This window comes from uncultured Martelella sp. (assembly GCF_963677965.2).
In the GTDB taxonomy this organism is placed as follows: domain Bacteria; phylum Pseudomonadota; class Alphaproteobacteria; order Rhizobiales; family Rhizobiaceae; genus Martelella; species Martelella mangrovi.
Genome location: NZ_CAXXFM010000001.1, coordinates 655,157 through 676,007 on the forward strand (window position 1 = coordinate 655,157; position 20,851 = coordinate 676,007).

19 protein-coding genes are annotated in these 20,851 nt (G+C 62.2%); all 19 read right to left on the reverse strand.

The features are described 5' to 3' along the window. Nucleotides 1–28: 28 nt before the first annotated feature. Nucleotides 29–1,348, reverse strand: coding sequence for an NAD-binding protein (locus ACHZCU_RS03280; protein WP_319517632.1), 1,320 nt, complete (start codon nt 1,346–1,348; stop codon nt 29–31). 162 nt (nt 1,349–1,510) lie between these two features. Then, nucleotides 1,511–2,638: an AbrB family transcriptional regulator gene (locus ACHZCU_RS03285; RefSeq protein ID WP_319517633.1), complete on the reverse strand. Its 1,128-nt coding sequence runs from the start codon at nt 2,636–2,638 to the stop codon at nt 1,511–1,513. A 25-nt stretch (nt 2,639–2,663) separates the two neighbouring features. Then, nucleotides 2,664–3,218 (reverse strand): hypothetical protein, encoded by a 555-nt coding sequence (locus ACHZCU_RS03290; protein ID WP_319517634.1) that lies wholly within the window; start codon nt 3,216–3,218, stop codon nt 2,664–2,666. 74 nt (nt 3,219–3,292) lie between these two features. Then, nucleotides 3,293–3,691, reverse strand: coding sequence for a cupin domain-containing protein (locus ACHZCU_RS03295; protein WP_319517635.1), 399 nt, complete (start codon nt 3,689–3,691; stop codon nt 3,293–3,295). 18 nt (nt 3,692–3,709) lie between these two features. Beyond that, nucleotides 3,710–5,131, reverse strand: coding sequence for a 3-hydroxyacyl-CoA dehydrogenase NAD-binding domain-containing protein (locus tag ACHZCU_RS03300; protein ID WP_319517636.1), 1,422 nt, complete (start codon nt 5,129–5,131; stop codon nt 3,710–3,712). Nucleotides 5,132–5,143: 12 nt separating this feature from the next. Next, nucleotides 5,144–6,142 carry an NADPH:quinone oxidoreductase family protein gene (locus ACHZCU_RS03305; protein ID WP_319517637.1) on the reverse strand — a complete coding sequence of 333 codons (999 nt, stop codon included), beginning with the start codon at nt 6,140–6,142 and terminating at the stop codon, nt 5,144–5,146. Continuing rightward, a complete protein-coding gene (locus ACHZCU_RS03310) occupies nt 6,139–7,296 on the reverse strand; it encodes a CoA transferase (protein WP_319517638.1) in 1,158 nt (385 codons plus the stop codon). The genes ACHZCU_RS03305 and ACHZCU_RS03310 overlap by 4 nt, the downstream gene beginning before the upstream one ends. Nucleotides 7,297–7,299: 3 nt before the next feature. Beyond that, the gene (locus tag ACHZCU_RS03315; protein WP_319517639.1) at nt 7,300–8,802 is read right to left on the reverse strand and encodes a 3-hydroxyacyl-CoA dehydrogenase NAD-binding domain-containing protein; all 1,503 of its coding nucleotides are present in this window, start codon (nt 8,800–8,802) and stop codon (nt 7,300–7,302) included. Next, complete coding sequence (locus ACHZCU_RS03320; protein ID WP_319517640.1) at nt 8,799–9,965, reverse strand: acyl-CoA dehydrogenase family protein; 1,167 nt, start codon at nt 9,963–9,965, stop codon at nt 8,799–8,801. The genes ACHZCU_RS03315 and ACHZCU_RS03320 overlap by 4 nt, the downstream gene beginning before the upstream one ends. Continuing rightward, nucleotides 9,965–10,669 (reverse strand): SDR family oxidoreductase, encoded by a 705-nt coding sequence (locus tag ACHZCU_RS03325; RefSeq protein WP_319517641.1) that lies wholly within the window; start codon nt 10,667–10,669, stop codon nt 9,965–9,967. Before ACHZCU_RS03325 ends, ACHZCU_RS03320 begins: the two co-directional genes overlap by 1 nt. Continuing rightward, nucleotides 10,662–11,432 (reverse strand): enoyl-CoA hydratase-related protein, encoded by a 771-nt coding sequence (locus tag ACHZCU_RS03330; RefSeq protein ID WP_319517642.1) that lies wholly within the window; start codon nt 11,430–11,432, stop codon nt 10,662–10,664. The genes ACHZCU_RS03325 and ACHZCU_RS03330 overlap by 8 nt, the downstream gene beginning before the upstream one ends. A 13-nt stretch (nt 11,433–11,445) precedes the next feature. Next, nucleotides 11,446–13,065: a class I adenylate-forming enzyme family protein gene (locus ACHZCU_RS03335; protein WP_319517643.1), complete on the reverse strand. Its 1,620-nt coding sequence runs from the start codon at nt 13,063–13,065 to the stop codon at nt 11,446–11,448. Between the two features lie 15 nt (nt 13,066–13,080). Continuing rightward, the gene (locus ACHZCU_RS03340; RefSeq protein ID WP_319517644.1) at nt 13,081–13,866 is read right to left on the reverse strand and encodes an enoyl-CoA hydratase-related protein; all 786 of its coding nucleotides are present in this window, start codon (nt 13,864–13,866) and stop codon (nt 13,081–13,083) included. 15 nt (nt 13,867–13,881) lie between these two features. Further along, nucleotides 13,882–15,117: a CoA transferase gene (locus ACHZCU_RS03345; RefSeq protein ID WP_319517645.1), complete on the reverse strand. Its 1,236-nt coding sequence runs from the start codon at nt 15,115–15,117 to the stop codon at nt 13,882–13,884. Nucleotides 15,118–15,615: 498 nt separating this feature from the next. Further along, nucleotides 15,616–17,079 (reverse strand): NAD-dependent succinate-semialdehyde dehydrogenase, encoded by a 1,464-nt coding sequence (locus ACHZCU_RS03350; RefSeq protein ID WP_319517646.1) that lies wholly within the window; start codon nt 17,077–17,079, stop codon nt 15,616–15,618. Nucleotides 17,080–17,151: 72 nt separating this feature from the next. Continuing rightward, nucleotides 17,152–18,282, reverse strand: coding sequence for a C4-dicarboxylate TRAP transporter substrate-binding protein (locus tag ACHZCU_RS03355; protein ID WP_319517647.1), 1,131 nt, complete (start codon nt 18,280–18,282; stop codon nt 17,152–17,154). A gap of 45 nt (nt 18,283–18,327) precedes the next feature. Then, on the reverse strand, nt 18,328–19,635 hold the full coding sequence (locus tag ACHZCU_RS03360) for a TRAP transporter large permease subunit (RefSeq protein WP_319517648.1): 1,308 nt from the start codon (nt 19,633–19,635) through the stop codon (nt 18,328–18,330). Next, on the reverse strand, nt 19,635–20,186 hold the full coding sequence (locus ACHZCU_RS03365) for a TRAP transporter small permease (RefSeq protein ID WP_106303822.1): 552 nt from the start codon (nt 20,184–20,186) through the stop codon (nt 19,635–19,637). The genes ACHZCU_RS03360 and ACHZCU_RS03365 overlap by 1 nt, the downstream gene beginning before the upstream one ends. A gap of 150 nt (nt 20,187–20,336) precedes the next feature. After that, on the reverse strand, nt 20,337–20,672 hold the full coding sequence (locus ACHZCU_RS03370; protein ID WP_227023583.1) for a carboxymuconolactone decarboxylase family protein: 336 nt from the start codon (nt 20,670–20,672) through the stop codon (nt 20,337–20,339). Nucleotides 20,673–20,851 lie beyond the last annotated feature (179 nt).

Sequence of the window (20,851 nt, forward strand, 5' to 3'; positions counted from 1 at the left end):
TTCGCAAAGCCCATGCCACCCACGGGGGTCAGACCGCAACCTGCAACGGACGCAACCGCACGTCTGCCGCCCTTTCGCAGGCCGCTGTGAGCGTGTCCAGGGATGCACCCGCACCGGCCTCGTTCTGCCAGGCCCGGAGTATTGCCCGCACTTCGTTGAGAACGATCAGCGGCACGCCCAGTGCAACGCCCTGCCGCGAGACGGTATCGAGATCGGCCAGAGCGTCCCGGAGGCTGCCACTGCCTGTGGCGGTCTGCGACGTCAGAACCTGCAGAAGGCGCTCCGCCTCCGCGCTCCAGCCGGAGCCGGCATTGACGACATCGAAAAGCACAGGGATATCGAGCCCGAACCGGGCTCCCATCGCCACGTTTTCCAGAACGACCACCATATTGCAGAGCGCTACGGCATTGCCGATTTGCGTCAGAAGCCGGGCCTTTTCCGCTGTCATTTCAGCATCCGCAGGCATGAACGAAAAATCGACGCCCGAAAACGAGCCGATCAGCGGAACGACATCATCCAGCCGCGCATCCGGCCCGAGCGTGTTGACGCCGATCTGCATTGCCACGCGGGCAAGCTGACCGATGGGCATTGGAACACCGGTCTCGTCGGCCAGCGCCAGCGCCTGATTGATGTCCTTGAGCATCAGGGCCAGAGCGAAATCGGTCGAGGACCGGTTTTCGATGACGGCAGGCAGAAGCACTTTGGAGGAAAAGCTGGCGCCCGGCCCGCTGTTCAGCGCCTCTGCGAAAAGATCAAGGGAAATCCCGGCCTTGAGTGCAAATGCCGCCAGTTCCAGCGTGGCGACCCGGTAGCCCGCATTGATGGCATTGTTGACCAGTTTCACCGCCTGCCCATCGCCGACCCTTTCGCTGCAACGGATGACCTTCGGGCTGATCGCTTCCAGCACCGGCATGGTCTTTTCAAACGCGGCATCCGGCCCCGACGCCATGATGGTGATCTTTCGGGCAAGCGCCGAGGGCACTCCGCCGGCGACCGGCGCATCGACCATGTAAACGCCGTTTTTCTCAAGCGCATTTGCCATCGTGCGGGTTTCCGATGGCAGTCCGCTGGTCTGGTCGACAATGATCTTGCCCGCTGTCAGTCCTTCCGCCAGACCGCCCGGGCCGAACAGCGCCTGATGCACATTGGCGCTGCGCGGCAGGCACAGCACAACAACCTCGCAATCACGGGCCATATCGGCAAGCGAGGCGGCTGCGACCGCCCCCTTTTCCACCATTGCCGCAACGCTTTTCGCGCTCAGATCAAAAACCTGAAGTTCGAAATCCTCAACCAGCCAGCGGGCAAGTGCGCCGCCCATCGTGCCAAGCCCAACATAGCCAACCTTCACGTTCAGTCCTCCCCGGCAAAGGCATGGCAGCCCAGGCGCGGTTTGTCCATGCGCCCTTCGCCATGCGGCATTATGCGCACCCCGGCCGGAGGGCAGTGTTGCCCGGCCGAATAAGGCGCCTGTCGACAAAAAGGTTAGCAAGGCGGATGCCAGCACCGGCGATCATCGGCGTGTAACGAGAACCCGCGAGAGAAACGGCGCAACAAACATGACGATCACCAGCCGGAAGACGTGGGCGACCGTGACATAGGCCACGCTCTGGCCGATCGCCAGCGACATCAGCCCCATCTCGGTCATCCCGCCCGGCGAAAAGGCCAGCCATGCGGCCAGCGGGTCGATTGCCGAAACCTTGTGGACCAAGAGCGCGATGCCTCCTGAAAGAACCAGCATCAGCAGAGCTGAAACCGTGCCGTGAAACAGGCTGACCGATACCGTCCTGACGGTCAGTCCGGTAAAGCGTGCACCGATGCAAACACCCAGCACGAACTGCGCAAAAACAGTGAGGTCCGATGGCAAAAGCCCGGTTGTCACCGATGTCAGGTGTAAAAGCGCACTGAACATCAGCGGCCCAAGCATGGCAGGGGTTGGAAAGCGCAGCAGCACGCCGGCAAGACTGCCACCCAGAACGCATATGAAAAACCAGGAAATATCCTCGCCCGTCAGATCGCTCCAGCCGATGACAGGGCCCTGAGTGTCCGCGCTAGAGACACCAAGCACCGTACTGAAGACAAGAGCGATCACCACCACGACGACCAGAATGCGCATCGACTGAGCGACGGCGATCTTGGTGACATCGCCCTTGTAATATTCGCCCATCAGCACCATCGCCGTCAGACCGCCGGCAACGCTGGAGAAAAACGCGGTGACGGCATCATAGCGCCCGGCAAAACGGAAATAGGCATAGCTCACAACGCCGCTTGCCAGCAGATAGACCGGGATCATCAATGCGGAAAACAGCCATTCGTGCATCTGCCGGAGAATTTCAGGCAGAAAGGCCGTACCCAGCAGAAAGCCGAGGATCGGCACGGCAATGGGTCGCAGGAACAGCGGCGCGCGGACGGGAACGCCTGCAATTGCGACCACCGCACTTGCCATCATCGGCCCCAGAAACCACGCCAGCGGCATGTTGAACCGCACCGCCAGAACACCACCGACCCAGCCGACCACAAGGCAGGTCAGATAGGCGAGCCAGTCACGCAGCGAAAGATGCCGGAACGACGAGACAGCGCGCCGTGCAGCGCCGATCAGCCGTGCCAGCGGTTCGCGGGCGATCTCCTTTATCCGCATCATGCTGTTTCAGACAGAAAACCGCGGCTCATTTCTGTTTCCGGAATGTGCTGTAGACATTGACATAGCCGCGCTCGACGCGCTTTTTCGCATGGCTTGCGGCCACGGCCGGGTCGAGCGGCGCAAAGCCGAAACCGTCGACAAGACGCTGCATGAAGGCCACGCGGGCGGTAATCACAACCGCATCGTGAAGCGCCTTTTCCGCCCAGCCCGCATCAAACACCGCATCGGCATCCGCCTGCGTCAGGTCGCGCGGTGCGGTCACGAGCTTGCGGACATAGGCGAAGATCGGCTTCAGCCGGTCGTCCACCGGCGCGGTTTCGATATCCGCCATCAGCTTTTCCAGCGTGCCGCGCGCAATGCCCCAGGCATAGGCGACCTCCGAATGGCCGGTATAGACGAATGCGCAGCCGCTGATGCCGGCGGCATAGGCCTGCAACAGCTCGCGCTCGCCTTGGGAAAGCGGCGACGGGCCGTTCATCATCGCTTCGCTGGTCTCGGACCACGGCCCGTAAATATCGGGATACTGCTTGAACACATTGGGCGGCCCGGCATTTTCAGGCAGGGACTTGAAGAAGGGCATTGCATTTCTCCCTTGCGGTGACCGGCGGAAAGAGCGCCGTGCGTCCTTGTGCGTCCAAAAGGACGCACGGCGCTCTAGCCCGCGTTGTACTGTTCGTCGCTGACATGCTCCAGCCATGTCACCGCGCTGCCATCGACGAATTCGGTCACGGCGATATGGGTCATGGCCGTGGTCGCCGTCGCGCCATGCCAGTGTTTCTCGCCTGCCGGAAACCAGACGCTGTCACCCGGCGCAACGGTCTGTTTCGACCCGCCCTCGACCTGCACCCAGCCATAGCCGGACATGATGATCAGGATCTGGCCCGCCGGATGGGTGTGCCATGCCGTGCGTGCGCCCGGCTCGAAGGTCACCATGCCCGTTGCCACCCGCCCGGGCGCTTCGGCGTTAACCAGCGGATCGCGCCTCACCTGCCCGGTAAAACTGTCCGCCGGAGCGTAACTCGATGCGCCAGAACCGGCCCTGTTGATTTTCATGGTCATTCTCCCGTTTTCTCAGTCTTGCAGGGCCATGCGCAGCCGCAGCGATGCCCGGTAACGCGGATCGCCCGTCAGCCGGTGCAGATTGTCGAGCACCGCAACAATACGCGCCAGCCCGACCTCGCGCGCCCAGCCTATCGGCCCTTTCGGATAATTGACGCCATAGCGCATGGCGGTGTCGACCCCGGCCTCATCGCTGACACCCTGCATGACGGCCTCAAAACCTTCATTGGCGATAACGGCCAGCGTGCGCATCAGCACAAGGCCCGGCCAGTCCGGCAGGCGGGTCGCGGCGATGCCCTGCGCGGCAAGCGTTGCAACGACGCGCGCAACCACGTTTTCCGGCACATCCGGCGAGACGGCAAAGGCCATCCGCGATGCCCCGTCGCGCGCAAGATCGCAGATGATGACCGGCCGGCCCGTTTCAGCCGCGACTTCACGCGCCGTGCGCCCGTCGGTCAGCTTCAGCGCCACGCCGTCGATCTCCGTTTCGATACCGGGCGCGAGGCCTTCGATAGGCGCGGCATCGGGCGAAGCCGTTTCGCTGGCCGGCTCCGGTTTCTCGCTGCCCTCGGCATAGCCGTAAAAGCCCTGCCCCGATTTGCGGCCAAGCCGCCCGGCATTGACCAGCTCCAGCTGGCTGAGCGCGGGCCGGAAACGCGGCTCCTGATAATAGGCGGTAAACACCGAAAGGCTGACGGCGTAGTTCACATCGTGACCGATCAGGTCCATCAGTTCGAACGGCCCCATGCGGAAACCGCCCGCCCCCGTCATGATCGCATCGAGCGTGGCCGGATCGGCCACCTGTTCCTCGTAGAGCCTGAGCGCTTCGGCATAAAAGCCGCGCGCAACCCGGTTGACGATAAAGCCGGGGGTCGACTTCGCATGGACGGCGATCTTACCCCAGTTTTCCGCCGTCGCGAACACGGTTTCGGCAACCTCCTTCGATGTCGCAACGCCGGAAATCACCTCGACCAGCTTCATGATGACTGCCGGGTTGAAAAAATGCATCCCGACAAAACGGCCCGGCTGTTTCAGATCGCGGGCAATCGCGGTGACCGATATGGATGACGTATTGGTCGCCAGAATGGCCTCCGGCGCGACGACATCCTCCAGCGCGGCAAAGAGCTTTCGCTTGATATCGAGGTCTTCGACAATCGCCTCCACCACGAGTGCGGCGGGCGCCAGCGCCTCCATGGTCGCGACCGGCTGGACCCTGTCGATGATCGCATCGGCCTTTGCCGCGTCGATCTTGCCGCGCGCGATGAGCTTTTTCAGACCGGCGACCATCCGTTCCCTGCCGGTCGCAGCCGCGCCCTCCTTCGCATCAAACAGCAGCACCGGGTGGCCGGCGGCGGCGGCGAGCTGGGCGATGCCAGCCCCCATCGTGCCGGCTCCGATAACGCCGATGGTCGCTGTGGTTTCGATAGCGGTCATGATGGTCCGGCCTCAATTGTCTCGAATTGTCAGGATGAATTTACCGCGCGCGCCGGCGCGGCTGATCGCGCCAAGCGCCTCGCCATAGCGTTCGAGCGGAAATGTACCGGTGATGGCGGGCCGCAGTTTCCCCTCGCGCCAGAATGCGAAGATCTCAGCCTGCGCCGCGCGCATTTTTTCCGGCTGGCGATCGCGATAATCTGTCCACTGAAGGCCGCTGACCGCGATGTTTTTCACCAGCAGGTAGTTCGCGCCGATCTTCGGGATTTCGCCGGAGGCAAAACCGACGACGACCATCCGCCCCTGCCATGCCATGGCCCTGAGCGCCGCCGCATTCAGCGCGCCGCCCACCGGATCGATAACGACATCGACACCGCGACCATCCGTGGCCGCGTAAACGGCCTCGCGCAGGCCATCCCGCAGATTGTCCATTGCGGAATCGACCGTCACGTCGGCGCCGAGCCCTTTGGCGAATGCGCTGCGTTCCTCGCCCCGCGTGGCGGCGATAACCTTTCCGGCACCCAGCGCTTTGGCCAGGGAAACCGCCGCCATGCCGATGCCGCCGGATGCGCCGAGCACCAGCACCGTCTCGCCCTTTTCCAGCATCGCGCGCGCGGTCAGTGCGAAATAGGCCGTCTGGTAGACAAGGCCCAGAGCCGCCGCCTCTTCAAACGGCATATCGTCCGGCATGGCGAAGCAACAGGCGGCGGGCGCCTTCACCTTTTCGGCATAGGCGCCGTAGTGCGGCAGAACCAGAACCTTCCGGCCGATGGAAAAACCCTCGACGCCGCTGCCGAGCGCGGCGATGCGTCCCGCCGCGCCAAGGCCGGGCGAAAACGGAAAGGCCGGCCTGTTCTGATATTTGCCCTCGATATAGAGAATGTCTGGAAAATTGACATCGACAGCCTCGACATCCACCACCACCTCGCCGGGACCTGCGACGGGATCGGGCAGTTTCCCGATCCGCGCCTTGTCGAAAGGCGTGAATGCATCGACAATAACGGCCTTCATCCCTCATGCTCCTCGGTTTTCGCGAAGGACAGGGGTGCGGGACCGGACATATTTTCACCCAGACGCGGTGCGTGCGGCATGTCTGACGGCGTGGCTCGAAGGCCGGTTGCAAGCGGCAACGGCAGGGCGCTTTCGCTTTTGCCGTCCGGCAGCGCAATCTTGCGGCTGAAAACGGCGCGCTCGGCAAAATGCGGGTCCTCCAGCGCTTCTTCCAGCGTGGCGACGACGGTGCAGCAGCAGTCCGCCTCACTGAAAACCGCCTGCCAGTGTTCTGCCGTCTGGCTGCGGATCAACGCGTTGATCTGCGCCAGCGTCGCGTCCGGGTCCACCGTGTCATCGCGCAAGGCAGGTTCCAGCCCGATCGCCTCGCAGAAACGCTCCCAGAACGCCTGTTCGATGGGAGCAGCCGCGACCAGCCGGTCATCGGCTGTCGGGTAAAGCCGGTATCGGCAGGTGCCGCCGGTCACCAGCGCATCGCCATTGCCCGGCCACGCGCCGCCGAATTTTCCGTCCGCCATTGCCCAGTAGGTGAAGGGAAACAGGCTTTCGGCCATGGCAATATCGAGATAGGCCCCCTCGCCCGTCCGCGCGCGGCGATAGAGCGCCGTCAGAATATTGACCAGCGCCGGATAGGTTCCGCCCGCCACATCGGCAATCAGCGCCGGGGGAACCACGGGCGCGGATTGCGGCCCGTGGCTCAGCGCCAGAAGCCCGGTCATCGCCTGATAGTTGAGATCGTGCCCCGCTGCCCTTCGCATATTGCCCGTCTGGCCGTAGCCGGTGATCGAACAATAGATGATGGCGGGGTTGATGGCCCGCACATCGTCATAGCCAAGCCCGAGCCGCGCCATCACGCCGGGACGGAACTGCTCGACCAGGATATCGGCCTGTTTCAGGAGGGCAGTCAGACTTTCCTTCCCCTCCGGCGATTTCAGGTCGACCGCGACGCTTTTCTTGCCGCGGTTCAGCAGATGAAAATTGCCGCTGTCCTCACCGCAGCGCGGGGAATAATGGCGCATTTCATCGCCGCGCGCGGGATTCTCGACCTTGACAACCTCGGCCCCGGCATCGGCCAGGAACAAGGTTGCCAAGGGTCCCGGGAGGAGGGTCGAGAAATCGAGAACCTTTATACCGGAAAGCGCGCCGTCCATCATCGCTCAGTCTGCCCGCGCTTTTGCAACCACCGCCGCACGCGCAGGCGCATAGCCCGGCTGACCGGTCATGGCGTAAATGGCGTTGGTCACGTCGAAATGGCGGGCCAGACCGCCGCGCGTCACCCGTTCTACCGGCCCGTCGGGATAGCCAAGGCCCATCGAGCAGGTCTTGTCCATATCGGCGGCGCTGGCGAGCCCCTCATCGAGGAAGCGCAGCGCGTCGTTATATTTCGGGCGCACCAGTCGGTCGATGATCCGGCCCGGCTGGTCGGCGCAGACCACCGTTTCGAAACCGGCCGCTTCGAACACGGCGCGGGCGGCATCGAGCGCGGCCTCATCCGTGCTCGGCTGGCGCACGATCTCGATCAGGTTCGACGGTGCATCATTGCCGTTGCGATAGCGGGCAAAACCGACCGCATTGGAGCCTTCGCGCCCCATATCCTCGCCGGTGTGGACGCCAAGGCATTCGGTATCGAGTTCGACAAGCACAGCGGTTTTCGACAGGTCCGGCGCAAAGCCGCCGCCGAGATGCACCGTCACCGCGCCATCATCTCCGCCCGCAGCGAGAAAAGCGTCGCCCTCCGGGAAGGACCGGCTTTCACTGGCCTTGCGGATGGTGAAGGATGGCGCGGCCGTCGCCTTTTCCCGCGTCAGGCCGGTCAGAAAACCTTCGCCCGATTTGTTGCCGAGCTTTCCGGCGGCCACCATGCGGCGCAGAAGCGGCGGCACGGCGGCGCGTTTGTCCAACGTGATCGGGTAGAAAGCTTCGCCAAGCCGGATTTGCGTATCGAGGCCGATCAGGTCGAGCAGCGTGCAGGGCCCCATCCTGTAACCAAGCCCGGCCTTGATCGCGGTGTCGATATCCTCCGGCGTCGCCAGCCCGGCCTCGATGGCGCGGATGACGTCATTGTTGAACGGCACCAGCAGCGCATTGAGGATGAAGCCCGGCTTGTCCTGGGTTTCCACCGGCACCTGCCCGGCGGCTTGCGTCCAGGCCCAGGCGGTTGAGAAAGTCTCGTCGGATGTGTTGATGCCGCGCGACATCTCGATCAGCTTCATAACCTGCGCGGGCAGGCAGAAATGCATCCCCACCACCTTGTCGGAGCGGCCCGAACCACCGGCGATTTCCGTGATCGACAGCGTCGAGGTGTTGGAGGCGAAGATCGTTTCCGCCTTGCAGATGCCGTTCAGTTTGCCGAACAGCTCGCGCTTGACGTCCAGATTCTCGAAAATCGCCTCGATGATCAGGTCACAATCGGCGAGATCGGCAAGCTCGGTGGTGTCGTGCATGCGCGAAAGCGCCGCCGCGCGGTCTTCTTCGCTCATCTTGCCGCGCTCGACCGACTTGGCGAAGAATTTTTCCGCCGCCTTGCGGGAGCGCTCAAGCCCTTCCGGCGCCATGTCGAAGCACCAGGTTTCGAACCCGGCGCGCGCTGCCACCAGAGCAATGCCCGCACCCATCGTTCCGCCTGCGCCGCAGATGGCGACTTTCCTGATATCCGTCATTTTTCCCTGAAACTCCGTCCGATAAGCTGGCGGTGAACCTGATTGGTGCCTTCCCAGATCTGGGTGATCTTGGCGTCGCGCATCAGCCGTTCGGCGCGATAATCGCGGCAATAGCCGTAACCGCCGTAAAACTGCACGCATTCGGTCGTCATCTTCATGGCGAGATCGGAGGCCCTGAGTTTGGCCAGCGATGCTTCCATGCCAAAGTCCTTGCCGCCGCCATCGACGATATCGGCGACGTAATCGATCCAGCGCTCCACCATCGCCAGTTCGCCCGCAAGATCGGCAAGCGTGAACTGGTTGCCCTGAAACTCGATGATCTTTTTGCCGCCCTGCACCCGTTCATTGCCGTAGGACACCATGTCCTTGAACGCCGCACGGGCGATGCCGCGCGCATGGGCGGCAACGGAGGGCCGCGACTTGTTCAGCGAGGCCAGCAGGATCGCAAGCCCGTCGCCGGGATTGCCGATCAGATTGGCGCGCGGCACGCGGATATTGTCGAAGGCGAGCGCGCAGGTGGACGAGCCGTGATGGCCCATCTTCTTCTCCTTGCCGATGACGCTGAAGCCCTCCATCCCCTTTTCCAGGATCAGCACCGAAATCGCCTTCTTCGCATCGTCAATGCCCGCCCATTTGCCGAACAGCAGAATGCGGTCGGCAACATCGCCATTGGTGATGAAGACTTTCGAGCCCTTGACGACGATGTCGTCGCCATCCTCGGTGAAGCTCGTCTTCATGCCGGTCGCATCCGAGCCCGCCGTCGGCTCGGTGATCGCCAGCGCGCCAAGCCCACCCTCGGCGATTTTCGGCAGCAGGCGAGCGCGCTGCTCGTCATTGCCGAAATCGATCAGCGGCTTCATGCCGTGGTAATTGGTGGCGTAGATGATGCCGGTCGCGGCGCAGGCTTCGGAAATGATCGACACGATTTCCAGATAGAGCTTGTAGGACATCGGCATGCCGCCGAATGCCTCCGGAACGAAAATCGCGTTCAGCCCCAGCGCGTTGATCGCCTCGACATTTTTCCAGGGAAATTCCCCGGTCTCGTCGGTGTGTTCGGCATTGGGCGCAATCACCGCGTCGGTCATGCGCTGCACCTGTTCCAGCACCTGCCGTTCGTCGTCATTCCAGTTGCGGGCCGCCGCCACCTTTTCAATAAGGTTCATCAGTGGTTCATCCCCTGTCCGCCGTCGATGTAAATGGTTTCGCCCGTCAGAAAGCCGATCTGCTCGGAGAAGATCGAGCCGACGAGCTTCGCCACGTCTTCGGCCTTGCCCGGCGCGCCAACGGGGATGCGGCTTGCCATCCACGCCTTGACCTTTTCGCGGGCGAGATAATCGCGGTTGAGATCGGTCTCGATATAGCCGGGTGCGACATTCATCACCCGGATGCCGTGCTTCGCCCATTCGACCGCCATGCAGCGTGTCATTGCCGCCACCGCCGCCTTTGAAGCGCAGTAGGCGAGATTGTCCGGCACGCCGAGCTTGTCGAAGAACGAGCCGATATTGACGATGGTGCCGCCGTTTTTCTCCATAAGCGGAAACACCTCGCGGGCGGCGACCATGACAGCGGTGGTGTTGAGCGCGATGGTCTTGTTGAAGCTTTCCGTCGTCAGGCTGGCAATCGGCCCGCCGATATGAATACCGGCATTGTTGACGAGACCGGCAACCGGCCCCGCGGCGGCGATTTCTCCAAAGGCCCGTTTCACATCGCCCTCATTGGTCACGTCGCAGACCACGGCGCGACCGGCCGGTGCCTCACCCGAACGCGACAGGGCGACGACCGAAAATCCGCGCCGGGAAAGTTCGGCGGCGATGGCCGCGCCAATGCCTTTCGACGCACCGGTAACGATGATCTGTCCTTCAGCCATCCTTGAACTCCGGCTTTCTCTTTTCCTCGAATGCCGCCATGCCCTCTTCCGCATCGCCCAGACGATAGGCGAGCGTCGACAGGTCGGCCTCCACGCGCAGCCCTTCGGCAAACGGCAGATCGCCGGCCCGGCGCACCGCCTGACGGGCAAATTCCAGCGCTGGCAGGCTGTAACGGGTGAACCGGCCGGCAAATTCCCGGCCCGCTTCCAACAAATCGCCATCGACGACGGCGTTGACGAGACCGATCTTCTCGGCTTCATCGGCCTTCACATTGCGGCCGGTCATGATGATTTCGAGCGCCCGTCCTTCGCCGATCAGGCGCGGCAGGCGCTGCGTGCCGCCATAGCCGGGAATGAGGCCGAGCTTGATCTCCGGCAGGCCGAACACCGCGTTCGACGATGCCAGACGAAAGGTCGAGGCAAGCGCCAGTTCCGCCCCGCCGCCAAAGGCATAGCCATTGACCAGCGCCACGGAGGCAACCGGCAGCGTATCGAGCCTGGCGAACACCGCCTGCCCCAGTTCGGCCCCGCGCTTCTGGTCGATGAGCGCGCGGTTGCGCAATTCCTTGATATCGGCCCCGGCACAGAACGCCTTTTCGCCCGCGCCGGTGATCAGCAGTGCGCGAATGCCCTCCATCGCCGCCACCTCGTCCAGCGCTTCGCCGATCTGGCGGAGGATGGCGAAGGAAAGCGCGTTGAGCGCTTCCGGCCGGTTGAGGGTGAGGACCGCGAACGGCCCGTCCTTTTTCAGTTCAACGGTCATATCGTCCTCCCCCTCACGATGCCTTGGGGGCGGTATAGCGCACCTGTTCCGGTGCAAGCTCGCCGCGTTTGACCATCTCCGTCAGCTCGCGCTTCAGGATTTTCCCGCTTGCCGTCAGCGGCAGGCTTTCAACCGACAGGAACCATTCGGGCATGTCGTATTTGGAAAGCTCCTCGGCGGCCAGATGCGCCAGCATCTCCGCCGCAGCGATATCGCCGATAATGGCAAGGCAGACCCTTTCGCCCAGCCGCTCGTCCGGCACGGCGAAGGCCGCAGCTTTCTCGACCGTCGGGTGGGTCAGAGCCAGCGCCTCGATCCGTGAGGGATGAATATTGTGGCCGCCGCGAATGATGAGATCCTTGGCGCGGCCCTCAATACGCAGATTGCCGTGTTCATCGAAGGAACCGAGGTCGCCCGACATCAGATAGCCGTGGCGATTGAAGGTCTTTTCGGTCGCAGCCTGATTGCCGTAATAGCCAAGCATCATCGCCGCGCCCTTGCCGCCGATTTCGCCGGTTTCGCCCTGCGGCAGCTCCCTGTCGGGGTTTTCAACGTCCCATATCTTCACCGAATAGGCCGGTCCGCCGCGCCCGCAGGTGGACACCCAGATTTCCGGCGGATCGTCGGGATGGGTATATTGATGCGACGAACACTCGGTCATGCCGTAAATGTTCTGCGGCGCGATGCCCTGATCGACAAAGGCCTTGGCGACGACTTCGGGGATCGGGGAACCCGCCATATAAAAGGTGCGGACATTGCCCATGCGCGCCATGCCGCGTTTTTTCTGCTCGGCCAGGATATCCATCGCATGGGTCGGAACGCCCATCACATAGGTGGCGCCGGTCTCGACGATCCAGTCCAGCCGCGAGACGTCTTTCGGCGGATCGTCGGTGACAAGCTCGCCGCCTGAGACCAGCCACTGCGCCATCGCCACCCAGGCGATGTGATGCGACAGCGGGCTGAGCGACAAAATGACGGAATTGAGATCGAGCTTCCAGTCGCGCGCCAGATCGCGGGCATTGGCCAGAAGCGTGTTTGAGGAATGCATCACGCATTTCGGCCGCCCGGTCGTACCCGAGGTGAAGGCGAGATAGGCGATGCTGTCCGGATTGGCATGCGGCTCGGGCTCGGCCGCGATGGTTTCGGTCGGAAAGTCATCCGGCGTATAGAGTTTCGTCAGCGTGCTGACATCCTTCAGCATGGCGTCGAAATCCTTCGACGCCCGGTCCGCGCCCCAGCCGGGTTCCGTCACCAGCGCTTTCACGCCGAGTTCCTGCAACAGCTCGATGATCTCGCCGCAGGTATAGCTTCGGTGCAGCGACGGATTGCAGGCGACGCCCTCGCGGGAACAGCCGAGAAAGGCGATCACCGCCTCGATCCGGTTCGACATCCACAGCGATATCCGGTCTCCGGCGACGATATCCTGATTGCGAAGGTCGTCGGCAAAGGCATCGACGCGGGTTTTCAGCGCCCGCCAGTCGAGCCGGAGACGACCGTCGCGCAGCGCATGGTCATCCGGCCGCATCGCCGCGTGCCGGGCCATCAGATGATAGAAGGTTTCCCCGTGCCACAGGCCGTTGTCGTAATAGCCGCGCGCGGTTGCGGGATCGTGCAGGGTGAGAAAGGGTCGCATAGGATAGAGCCCTCCTCAGTGGCCGAATTTTTCAGGGTCGGGCTTGCGCCGTTCGGCAAAGCTCGCGCCCAGTTCATTGGCCTCGTCCGTGCCGAGATATTGGCTCAAAAGCAGGTCGTGGGTGACGCGCGACAGCCCGCTGACGCCGCCATGGCGGGCATTGAAGGCCCCCTTGATCGAGGCCAGCGCGAAAGCGCCGCGATCGGCAATCTCCAGCGCGAATTCCCGTGTTTTTTCGGCAAGCTGGTCGTCCGGCGCCACGCGGTTGATGAGGCCCATGTCCCTGGCTTCAACAGCCGATATTTTCGGGTTGGCAAACCAGATTTCCTTGGCGCGCTTCTTGCCGACGAGGTCTTCCAGATACCAGGTGCCGTAACCGGCATCGAAGGAGCCCATCATCGGTCCGACCTGCCTGAAGACCGCGCTTTCCTTGGCAATTGTGACATCGCAGACCATCTGCAGCACATTGCCACCGCCGACGGCAAAACCGTTGACCGAGGCGATCACCGGTTTCTGCAACCGGTCGATGGCCTCATACATTTCCAGCGTCGGCAGCACACCGGCATAGAGTTTGGTCTTCTCCATGCCGTCCTTGCGCCCGCCGATGCAGAAGAACCGGTCGCCCGCCCCGGTCAGAACCACGACACGGGTGCGGGTTTCACGCCGGATCATTTCAATGCAATCGCGGATTTCGTGGCACATGGTTTCGGTGAACATGTTGCCGTCATCCGGCCGGTTGAGCGTGATCGTGCCGACCGGACCGTCTTCGCTATAGAGAATTTCCTTGAATTCAGCCGCCATGCTGCACCTCCATCTTCATTCGTTTTTCGCGGTTTCGCGCGCGTTTTCGGTTTCCACCGCCATTCCCAGAACTTCGTCTGTGTGCTGTCCCAGTTCCGGCGGTGCGCTGCGCGCAAAGCTCGCCTCGTCGTCAATGCGAATGCCCAGGCCGATCTGCGGGACAAGCCGCCCGGTGTCCTCATCCTTCAATGTGTAGAAAAGCCCGCGCTCCTGAAGTTCGCCGTCATGGGCCACCTCATCCACCTGATTGATGGGACCGGCGGGCACACGCGCTGCGGCAAAAATATCCAGCCACGCATTGCGGCTGCGGGTTTTCAGAATGTCCTGAATATGGCTGACGATTTCCGCCCGGCAGACACGGCGATCGGCGTTGGTGGCAAAGCGCGGATCGGCGCCATAGGCGGGATCGCCGACGGCCTCCCAGAACCGCGCCCAGACCGGATTTGAGCCAAGGCCGAGATTCATCGGCTTGTCGGCCGTATCGAAGGGCTGGTAAATGGCGATCACGCTGTCGGTGCCGCCCGAGCGTTTCGGCACTTCGCCGGAGCCGAGATAGGATGAAATCCGGCAGCTTAAAAACCGGGTCATGCTCTCGACCATGCTGATATCGATCTTGCGGCCGACACCGCTGCGCTGACGGTCGAAAAGAGCTGCCATCACGGCCATCGCGGCATCCTGCCCGGCCAGCATATCTGCCGCTGGCGCACCGATTTTCTGTGGGGCGCTGTCGGCGGCCCCGGTGATATCCATGATGCCGGAATAGCCTTCGGCGATCAGGTCGTAACAGGTCAGATCGGCGCGTTCGCCGGTCAGGCCGAAACCGGTAATCGAAACAAAAACAAGGTCTTTGCGCACGGCCCGCAGGGTTTCGTAATCAAGCCCGAGCTTGCGCTGCACCGATGGCGGCTGGTTGGTCACGAAAACATCCGCCTCGGATACGAGCTTGCGAAACGCCGCCTTGCCCGCTTCCGAGCGTGCATCAACCACAACGCTTTTCTTGTTGCGGTTCATGGCTGTAAACCACAGCGCCTGCCCATCCAGAAAGGGCGGCCCCCACTGGCGCGCATCGTCGCCTTCGGGACGTTCGACCTTGATGACCTCCGCGCCGAAATCGGAAAGCAGCATGCTGGCATAGGGTCCGGCCACCGACGATGTCACATCGACGACTTTCACGCCGGAAAGCAGCCCGAAGCCTTTTCCGGCCGCTGCCAGCGGCAGTTTCCGATATGGCAGGTGATCAGTGTCGGCCATGAATGCTCCTTCCTCCATTCAACCGGCAGAGGGCCGGTCAGCGCAGACGAGGAAGCATCCGCAATCAGCGTGCCAATGGGTTGGGTCGCGCTATTGCCGCCCTGCCCGGGCGTTATGTCCGGTTTTGATTTGGTGCTGCCCGGTAAACCCAAGTCGTGTGGGATGATCGCCGCATTCGCCATTCTCTCAGGCGTCATCCTCGGGCTTGACCCGAGGATCCAATCTCGGTGGCGGCATGAAAGACGATTGTGATTGTGGAACAAGCCATCAAACCTGCACCCGACGTCGCGTGTCGGTACGTGCATGGATCCTCGGGTCAAGCCCGAGGATGACACAAGTGGGTAAGGCCGTGGTCAGCCGAACGTCGAAATGAGGGTTGGATCTCCAAACCGGGCAGACCCGGGCATGACACCAGCCGGGAAAACAAAAAGTCCCGCTGAAGCTCAGCGGGACATGTCGGTTTCGCATACAAGCGTTTTCCTGAAAGACACGTGATCTTCAGATACGCACGCGGCGGTGGGTGATGGTTTTGGAGACGGTGTAGGAATCGAGCGACTCCATGCCGCCCTCGACGCCGATACCGCTTTCCTTGTGGCCGCCGAAGGGCGCATCCGCACCGGGACTGGTGAAGAGGTTGACCGCGACCGAGCCACATTGCAGCTCGTTCGAAAGCCGGTCGGCCGTCTCAACATCATTGGTGAACACATAGCCGGCCAGCCCGACCTCGATATCGTTGGCGATTGAAAGCGCCTCGTCCATGTCGGCAACCGGCATGCAGGGCGCAATCGGGCCGAAAGGCTCCTCATGCATCACCTCGGCATCGAGTGGAACGTCGGCCAGCACGGTCGGCGCATAGAACCAGCCGCGATTGCCGACCCGCTCGCCGCCGGTCGCGATCCGCGCCCCGCGCTTCACGGCGTCGCCGACCAGCCTGTCCATGGTCTCGATCCGGCGCTCGTTGACCAGCGGGCCGACTTCCGCCCCCTTGGTGAAGCCGCCGCCGACCTTGAGCTTCGACGCACCCTCTGCAAAGGCGCCGACGAAATCGTCATAGACCTTGCGGTGGACGAGAAACCGCGACGGCGAAACGCAGAGCTGACCGGCCATGCGGAATTTTCCGCCAACGGCAAGGGCTGCGACGGCAGCCGGATCGACATCCTCGCCGATCAGCACCGGCGCATGGCCGCCGAGTTCCATCAGCACCGGCTTGACGCCTTCGGCCGCCAGCCGGGTCAACTGCTTGCCGACATCGACAGAGCCCGTCAGCGTGATCATCTTGATGACGGGCGACAGGATGAGCCGTTCGGACACCTGCGAGGAACGGCCATGGATGACCTGAAGCACGCCTTTCGGCAGGCCGGCATCCAGAAAGCACTGTGCCAGAAGGCAGGTCGAGGCAGGCGTCTGGCTGGCGGGCTTGATGATGACCGAGCAGCCGGCGGCAATCGAACCAGAAAGCTTCCGGCCTGCCGCACTGACCGGGACATTCCACGGCGTGAACGCGGCGACCGGCCCCACCGGCTCGCGCACGACGAACTGGTAGTTGGGATGTTCGGTCGGCACCACCCGGCCGTAATTGCGCAAAAGCTGTTCGGCATCCCAGTCGAGAAAGCTCGAGGAGCGGACGACTTCGGCACGGGCATCGGCAAGCGGCTTGCCGTGTTCGAGCGTGATGGCAGGGGCGATCTCGTCGGCGCGCTCACGCATGATTGCGGCCACCCGGTGCAACAGGTCGGCGCGCTTTTGCGGCGGCACTTTTCGCCAGATATCGAAACCGCGCTGCGCGGCCGCAAGCGCCCGGTCGAAATCGTCGTCCGTCGCACCGGGAACGGGTCCGAGGATCGTCTCGTCATCGGGATTTTGAACATGGTGGCAGGCAGGCCGGTCGGCAATCCATTCATCGTCGATCAGAAGCGCCACCTCGGGGTAGCGGTAGCCATGCGAGGGCGCGGTATCAGTCATTTTCTCGTCCGTTCATCGGTTGAAGGCAGGCTGTCCGGCGGGCGAACTGCCCGCCGGACAATATCTGGCGGTTCAGTTCACGCCGTAGGTATCGACATCGACCTTGTCGAAGATCTGCTCATCGAGCAGCTGTGTCACCTGGTCGACATTGTTGCGATCGATCCCGGCAAGCAGCGTCTTCCACTTGTCCATCGCCGCCTGCATTTCGTCGATCAGCTCGGTCGGATCGGAAATGCCGCGCTTTTCCATCTCCATCTGCGGCAGGTTAGCGACGAATTTCTCCTTGAAAGCCGCAAGCGCATCTTCATCCGCCGCCGTCGGCGCGTTGAGCGCAACGCCGTCTTTCTTTGACGTTTCCCATGCCGCATCGACCCGTTTGCCGTAGTCGATCATCGAGGCCGCCGTCGCGCGCGAAAGCGCATGCAGGATATCGCGGCGCTCTTCCGGCGTGCGATCCTGCCAGAACTTCTGATTGACATAATAGCCGCCATTGGCGTTGGAGCCGAGCGGCAGCTGATAGACCGACTTTGCAACTTCGGACAATTTGAAGAACTCAGTCAGGAACAGCGGATCGCCCAGCGCGCAATCGAGCGAACCGCGCTGGATACCGGTATAGATCTCGGTTCCGGGAACGCTGACCGGCACGCCGCCATATTGCCCGATGAAGTCAATCTGAGCCGACGAGCTGGTGCGCACCTTCTTGCCATCCAGCCCCGACATATCCTTCAGGTCAAACCCGCAGATCGGATAGTAGATGCCGATCGAGAAGCTCGTCACGAACACGATGCCCTTTTTCTTGGCCAGTTCTTCCTGCATTTGCTTGTTGAAGAACGTCACCTCGGTCTTGGCAAAGGCCAGGGCCAGCTGGTCGTCGGCCAGAAACGACATGTCGGATGCGACCGCATCGACCGGAAGGTCCGACGGGATATAGGCTGCCGTGATATTGGCAAGCTGGGCCACGCCCGATGAAATACCCTGCAGCGAACCATCGGCCGGGAATAGAACACCGCCCGGAAAGACTTCGAATTCAACCGAACCGTCGCTGTATTCCTTCACCAGATTGGCGAAATCGGTCAGGAACCGGTCATTCATGGAGCCTGAGGCATTCCAGGTCGCGGCCCGGAAGGTCTCGGCGGACGCCGGCACTGCCCCAAGGCCGATCCCGGCGGCAACACAGGTTGCCAGTAAAGACTTCAATTTCATTTCGTTCTCCTCCTCTTGAACGAAGTTAACCGTTACGCATGCACGTCACTTCATGATTCCCGGCAGCAAAAGCGTGATTGCCGGGAACAGGATCAGCAGCGTGAGGGTGACGATGTCCGTCAGGATGAACCATGCGGCCCCCTTGAAGACTTCGGCCAGCGAGATGCTGGACCCCAATGCACTGCGGATAACATAGACATTGAGCCCGACCGGCGGCGTGATCATGCCGATCTCGAGCAGTTTGATGACTATGATGCCGAACCAGATCATGTCGACGCCAAGGCCTGAGAGAATGGGCTGCACGATCGGGATCGTCAGAAGCATGATCGATACACTGTCGACGAACATGCCCAGGATCACGTAAAGCACCGCAATCGCGACGATGATCGCAATCGGCGAGCTGACATGCGCCAGCATGATGCCCGACAGAACGTTCGGCAGCGAGGACAGGCCGAGAAACACCGCGAACATCGTCGCACCGACGGCAATGATGAAAATCGTCGCCGTGCCTTCCGCCGTCTCGTAAAGCGCGCGCCAGAACATTTTCCGGCTGAATGTTCCGCGCAAAAGGGCAATGGCGGCGGCCAGGCAGGCGCCGATCGCGCCAGCCTCGGTCGGCGAGAACACCCCGATGAAAATGCCGCCGAGAACACCGAGAATGAGGGTCGGCAGCGGCCAGATATCGTGAAAGGCGGCCCATTTTTCCGCCCGCGTATGGTTACCCTCGCGCACAGGCGCCAGCGTCGGATCGAGCCAGCAGCGCAAGGTGATCATGAAGATATAGGCGACCGCAGACAAAAGGCCGGGCAACAGTCCGCCGACGAACAGCCCGCCGATCGAGGTATCGGTGAAGATGCCATAGACGATCAGAAGGATGCTCGGCGGGATCAGCGAGCCGAGCGTTCCGGCGGCAGCGACGGAACCGGTTGCCAGCGACTGCTTGTAATTCGCCTTCATCATTTCCGGCACGGCGATGCGCGAAAAGGCGGCGGCTGTGGCAACACTGGAGCCCGACGCCGAGGCAAACAGCGCCGATGCCACCACCGTGGCCGATGCTAGCCCGCCCGGCACGCGCCCGACGAAAATGCGGGCGCTTTCAAAAAGCCCCTTCGTCAGCCCGGCCTGCGCGGCGATATAGCCCATCAACAGGAACATCGGCACGGCCGAAAGGCTCCACTGCGCAATGAAATTCGACGGGATCGCCGCCAGAATGCCCCATGCCGCGCCGATACTGGTGATGGCGGCAATGCCAAAGAACGCGACAATGCCAAGCGCGACGCCGACCTGCACGCGCAGGCCGATAAGCCCGAGCGCTGCGACGACACCGATAATACCAATCGTTACTCTATCCATCAGGACATATCCTGCGCAGGGTGATACTCATCGGCGGTCGGCTGGAAATTGACGACCTGTTCCCAGTCGCTCAAAAGACAGGTCTGGAAAATGCGCAGCAGGCTGACCGCCGACACAAGCCACAGCCCCAGAGGCAGGAAGAATGTGCCGGGCCAGATAAAGATTTTCGCCTGACCGTCGAGAAATTCGAGTTTCTGGAAGGAATCGACCGCATCCAGCGAGGACTGGTAGGCGAGCATTCCGAAAAAGGCCAATTGTCCGAGATAGGCAAAAATGACCGTTGAACGCCGCAGCCGGCGACCGAACATGTTGTAGAAAAGGTCGACCGAAATGCCGCTGTTGCGCAGTTCGGCAAAGGGCAGCGGCAGAAACACGACCGCCAGCATGTAATAACGCGCGACGATTTCGGCCGTCCCGGGGATCGGCCTGTTGAAAAAGTATTTTCCGATCACATCTGCCGTGACTTGCAGCGCCATCGCCACCAGGCAGAAGGCCGCCAGCCACATCAAAGCCAGCGCCATACGGCCCAGCAGTCTTTCAATCAGGGACACGCGCTCCTCCCGTGTTCATGTATCCGTCCGTCCAGCCCCGGCGCCTCCCGACCGCGGCCTTGAACAAGATTGCTGTCTGCTCGCAAACATCGTGCCAATGACAGAACCGACGCCGCAGTGACAACTGCACTTCGCGCCGAAAGAGGGATTTCACGGCTCTTGCGACACATTGTCCGCAGCTTCAAACACCGGCATGGCGGCCTTGGCCGCATTCACCCCGGCGGGCCAGCCCGCATAGAAAGCCAGTTGCACGACCATGCCCCGCAATTCGTCCGCGCTCACGCCGTTTTTCACGGCCACGCCACAATGATGCTTCAGCTCCTCATTCCGACCGAGCGCGGCAAGAACGGCGCAGGTCACAAGCGAGCGGTCGCGGGGGCTGAGCTCCGGCTGCTTCCAGACATCATTGTAAAGAACGTCGTCGCGCAGCCGCCCGAACTGCGGAACCGCCTCATAGATCGAATATTCACGCTTTTGGTCGCTCACGTCTTTCTCCTCCTGTCGTCTCTCCTGAGCCGGGCCGTGCAAGACAGGTGCCAGACGGCGCAGCCCCGGCATCAGACAGCGACAGGGCCGCCAAACGAAACGACCGGCGGGAAACTGGCGTCTTCGACGACACTGTGTTGGCAGCCCGGTCATTTCCCCGATGAAACCGGCTGATCATG

Coding starts and splice junctions, on each gene's coding strand:
- ACHZCU_RS03335 (WP_319517643.1), bottom strand. CDS start 13,065: ATGCGACCCTTTCTCACCCTGCACGATCCCGCAACCGCGCGCGGCTAT.
- ACHZCU_RS03290 (WP_319517634.1), bottom strand. CDS start 3,218: ATGCCCTTCTTCAAGTCCCTGCCTGAAAATGCCGGGCCGCCCAATGTG.
- ACHZCU_RS03295 (WP_319517635.1), bottom strand. CDS start 3,691: ATGAAAATCAACAGGGCCGGTTCTGGCGCATCGAGTTACGCTCCGGCG.
- ACHZCU_RS03340 (WP_319517644.1), bottom strand. CDS start 13,866: ATGGCGGCTGAATTCAAGGAAATTCTCTATAGCGAAGACGGTCCGGTC.
- ACHZCU_RS03350 (WP_319517646.1), bottom strand. CDS start 17,079: ATGACTGATACCGCGCCCTCGCATGGCTACCGCTACCCCGAGGTGGCG.
- ACHZCU_RS03320 (WP_319517640.1), bottom strand. CDS start 9,965: ATGAACCTTATTGAAAAGGTGGCGGCGGCCCGCAACTGGAATGACGAC.
- ACHZCU_RS03315 (WP_319517639.1), bottom strand. CDS start 8,802: ATGACGGATATCAGGAAAGTCGCCATCTGCGGCGCAGGCGGAACGATG.
- ACHZCU_RS03285 (WP_319517633.1), bottom strand. CDS start 2,638: ATGATGCGGATAAAGGAGATCGCCCGCGAACCGCTGGCACGGCTGATC.
- ACHZCU_RS03310 (WP_319517638.1), bottom strand. CDS start 7,296: ATGATGGACGGCGCGCTTTCCGGTATAAAGGTTCTCGATTTCTCGACC.
- ACHZCU_RS03300 (WP_319517636.1), bottom strand. CDS start 5,131: ATGACCGCTATCGAAACCACAGCGACCATCGGCGTTATCGGAGCCGGC.
- ACHZCU_RS03325 (WP_319517641.1), bottom strand. CDS start 10,669: ATGGCTGAAGGACAGATCATCGTTACCGGTGCGTCGAAAGGCATTGGC.
- ACHZCU_RS03305 (WP_319517637.1), bottom strand. CDS start 6,142: ATGAAGGCCGTTATTGTCGATGCATTCACGCCTTTCGACAAGGCGCGG.
- ACHZCU_RS03355 (WP_319517647.1), bottom strand. CDS start 18,282: ATGAAATTGAAGTCTTTACTGGCAACCTGTGTTGCCGCCGGGATCGGC.
- ACHZCU_RS03345 (WP_319517645.1), bottom strand. CDS start 15,117: ATGGCCGACACTGATCACCTGCCATATCGGAAACTGCCGCTGGCAGCG.
- ACHZCU_RS03330 (WP_319517642.1), bottom strand. CDS start 11,432: ATGACCGTTGAACTGAAAAAGGACGGGCCGTTCGCGGTCCTCACCCTC.
- ACHZCU_RS03360 (WP_319517648.1), bottom strand. CDS start 19,635: ATGGATAGAGTAACGATTGGTATTATCGGTGTCGTCGCAGCGCTCGGG.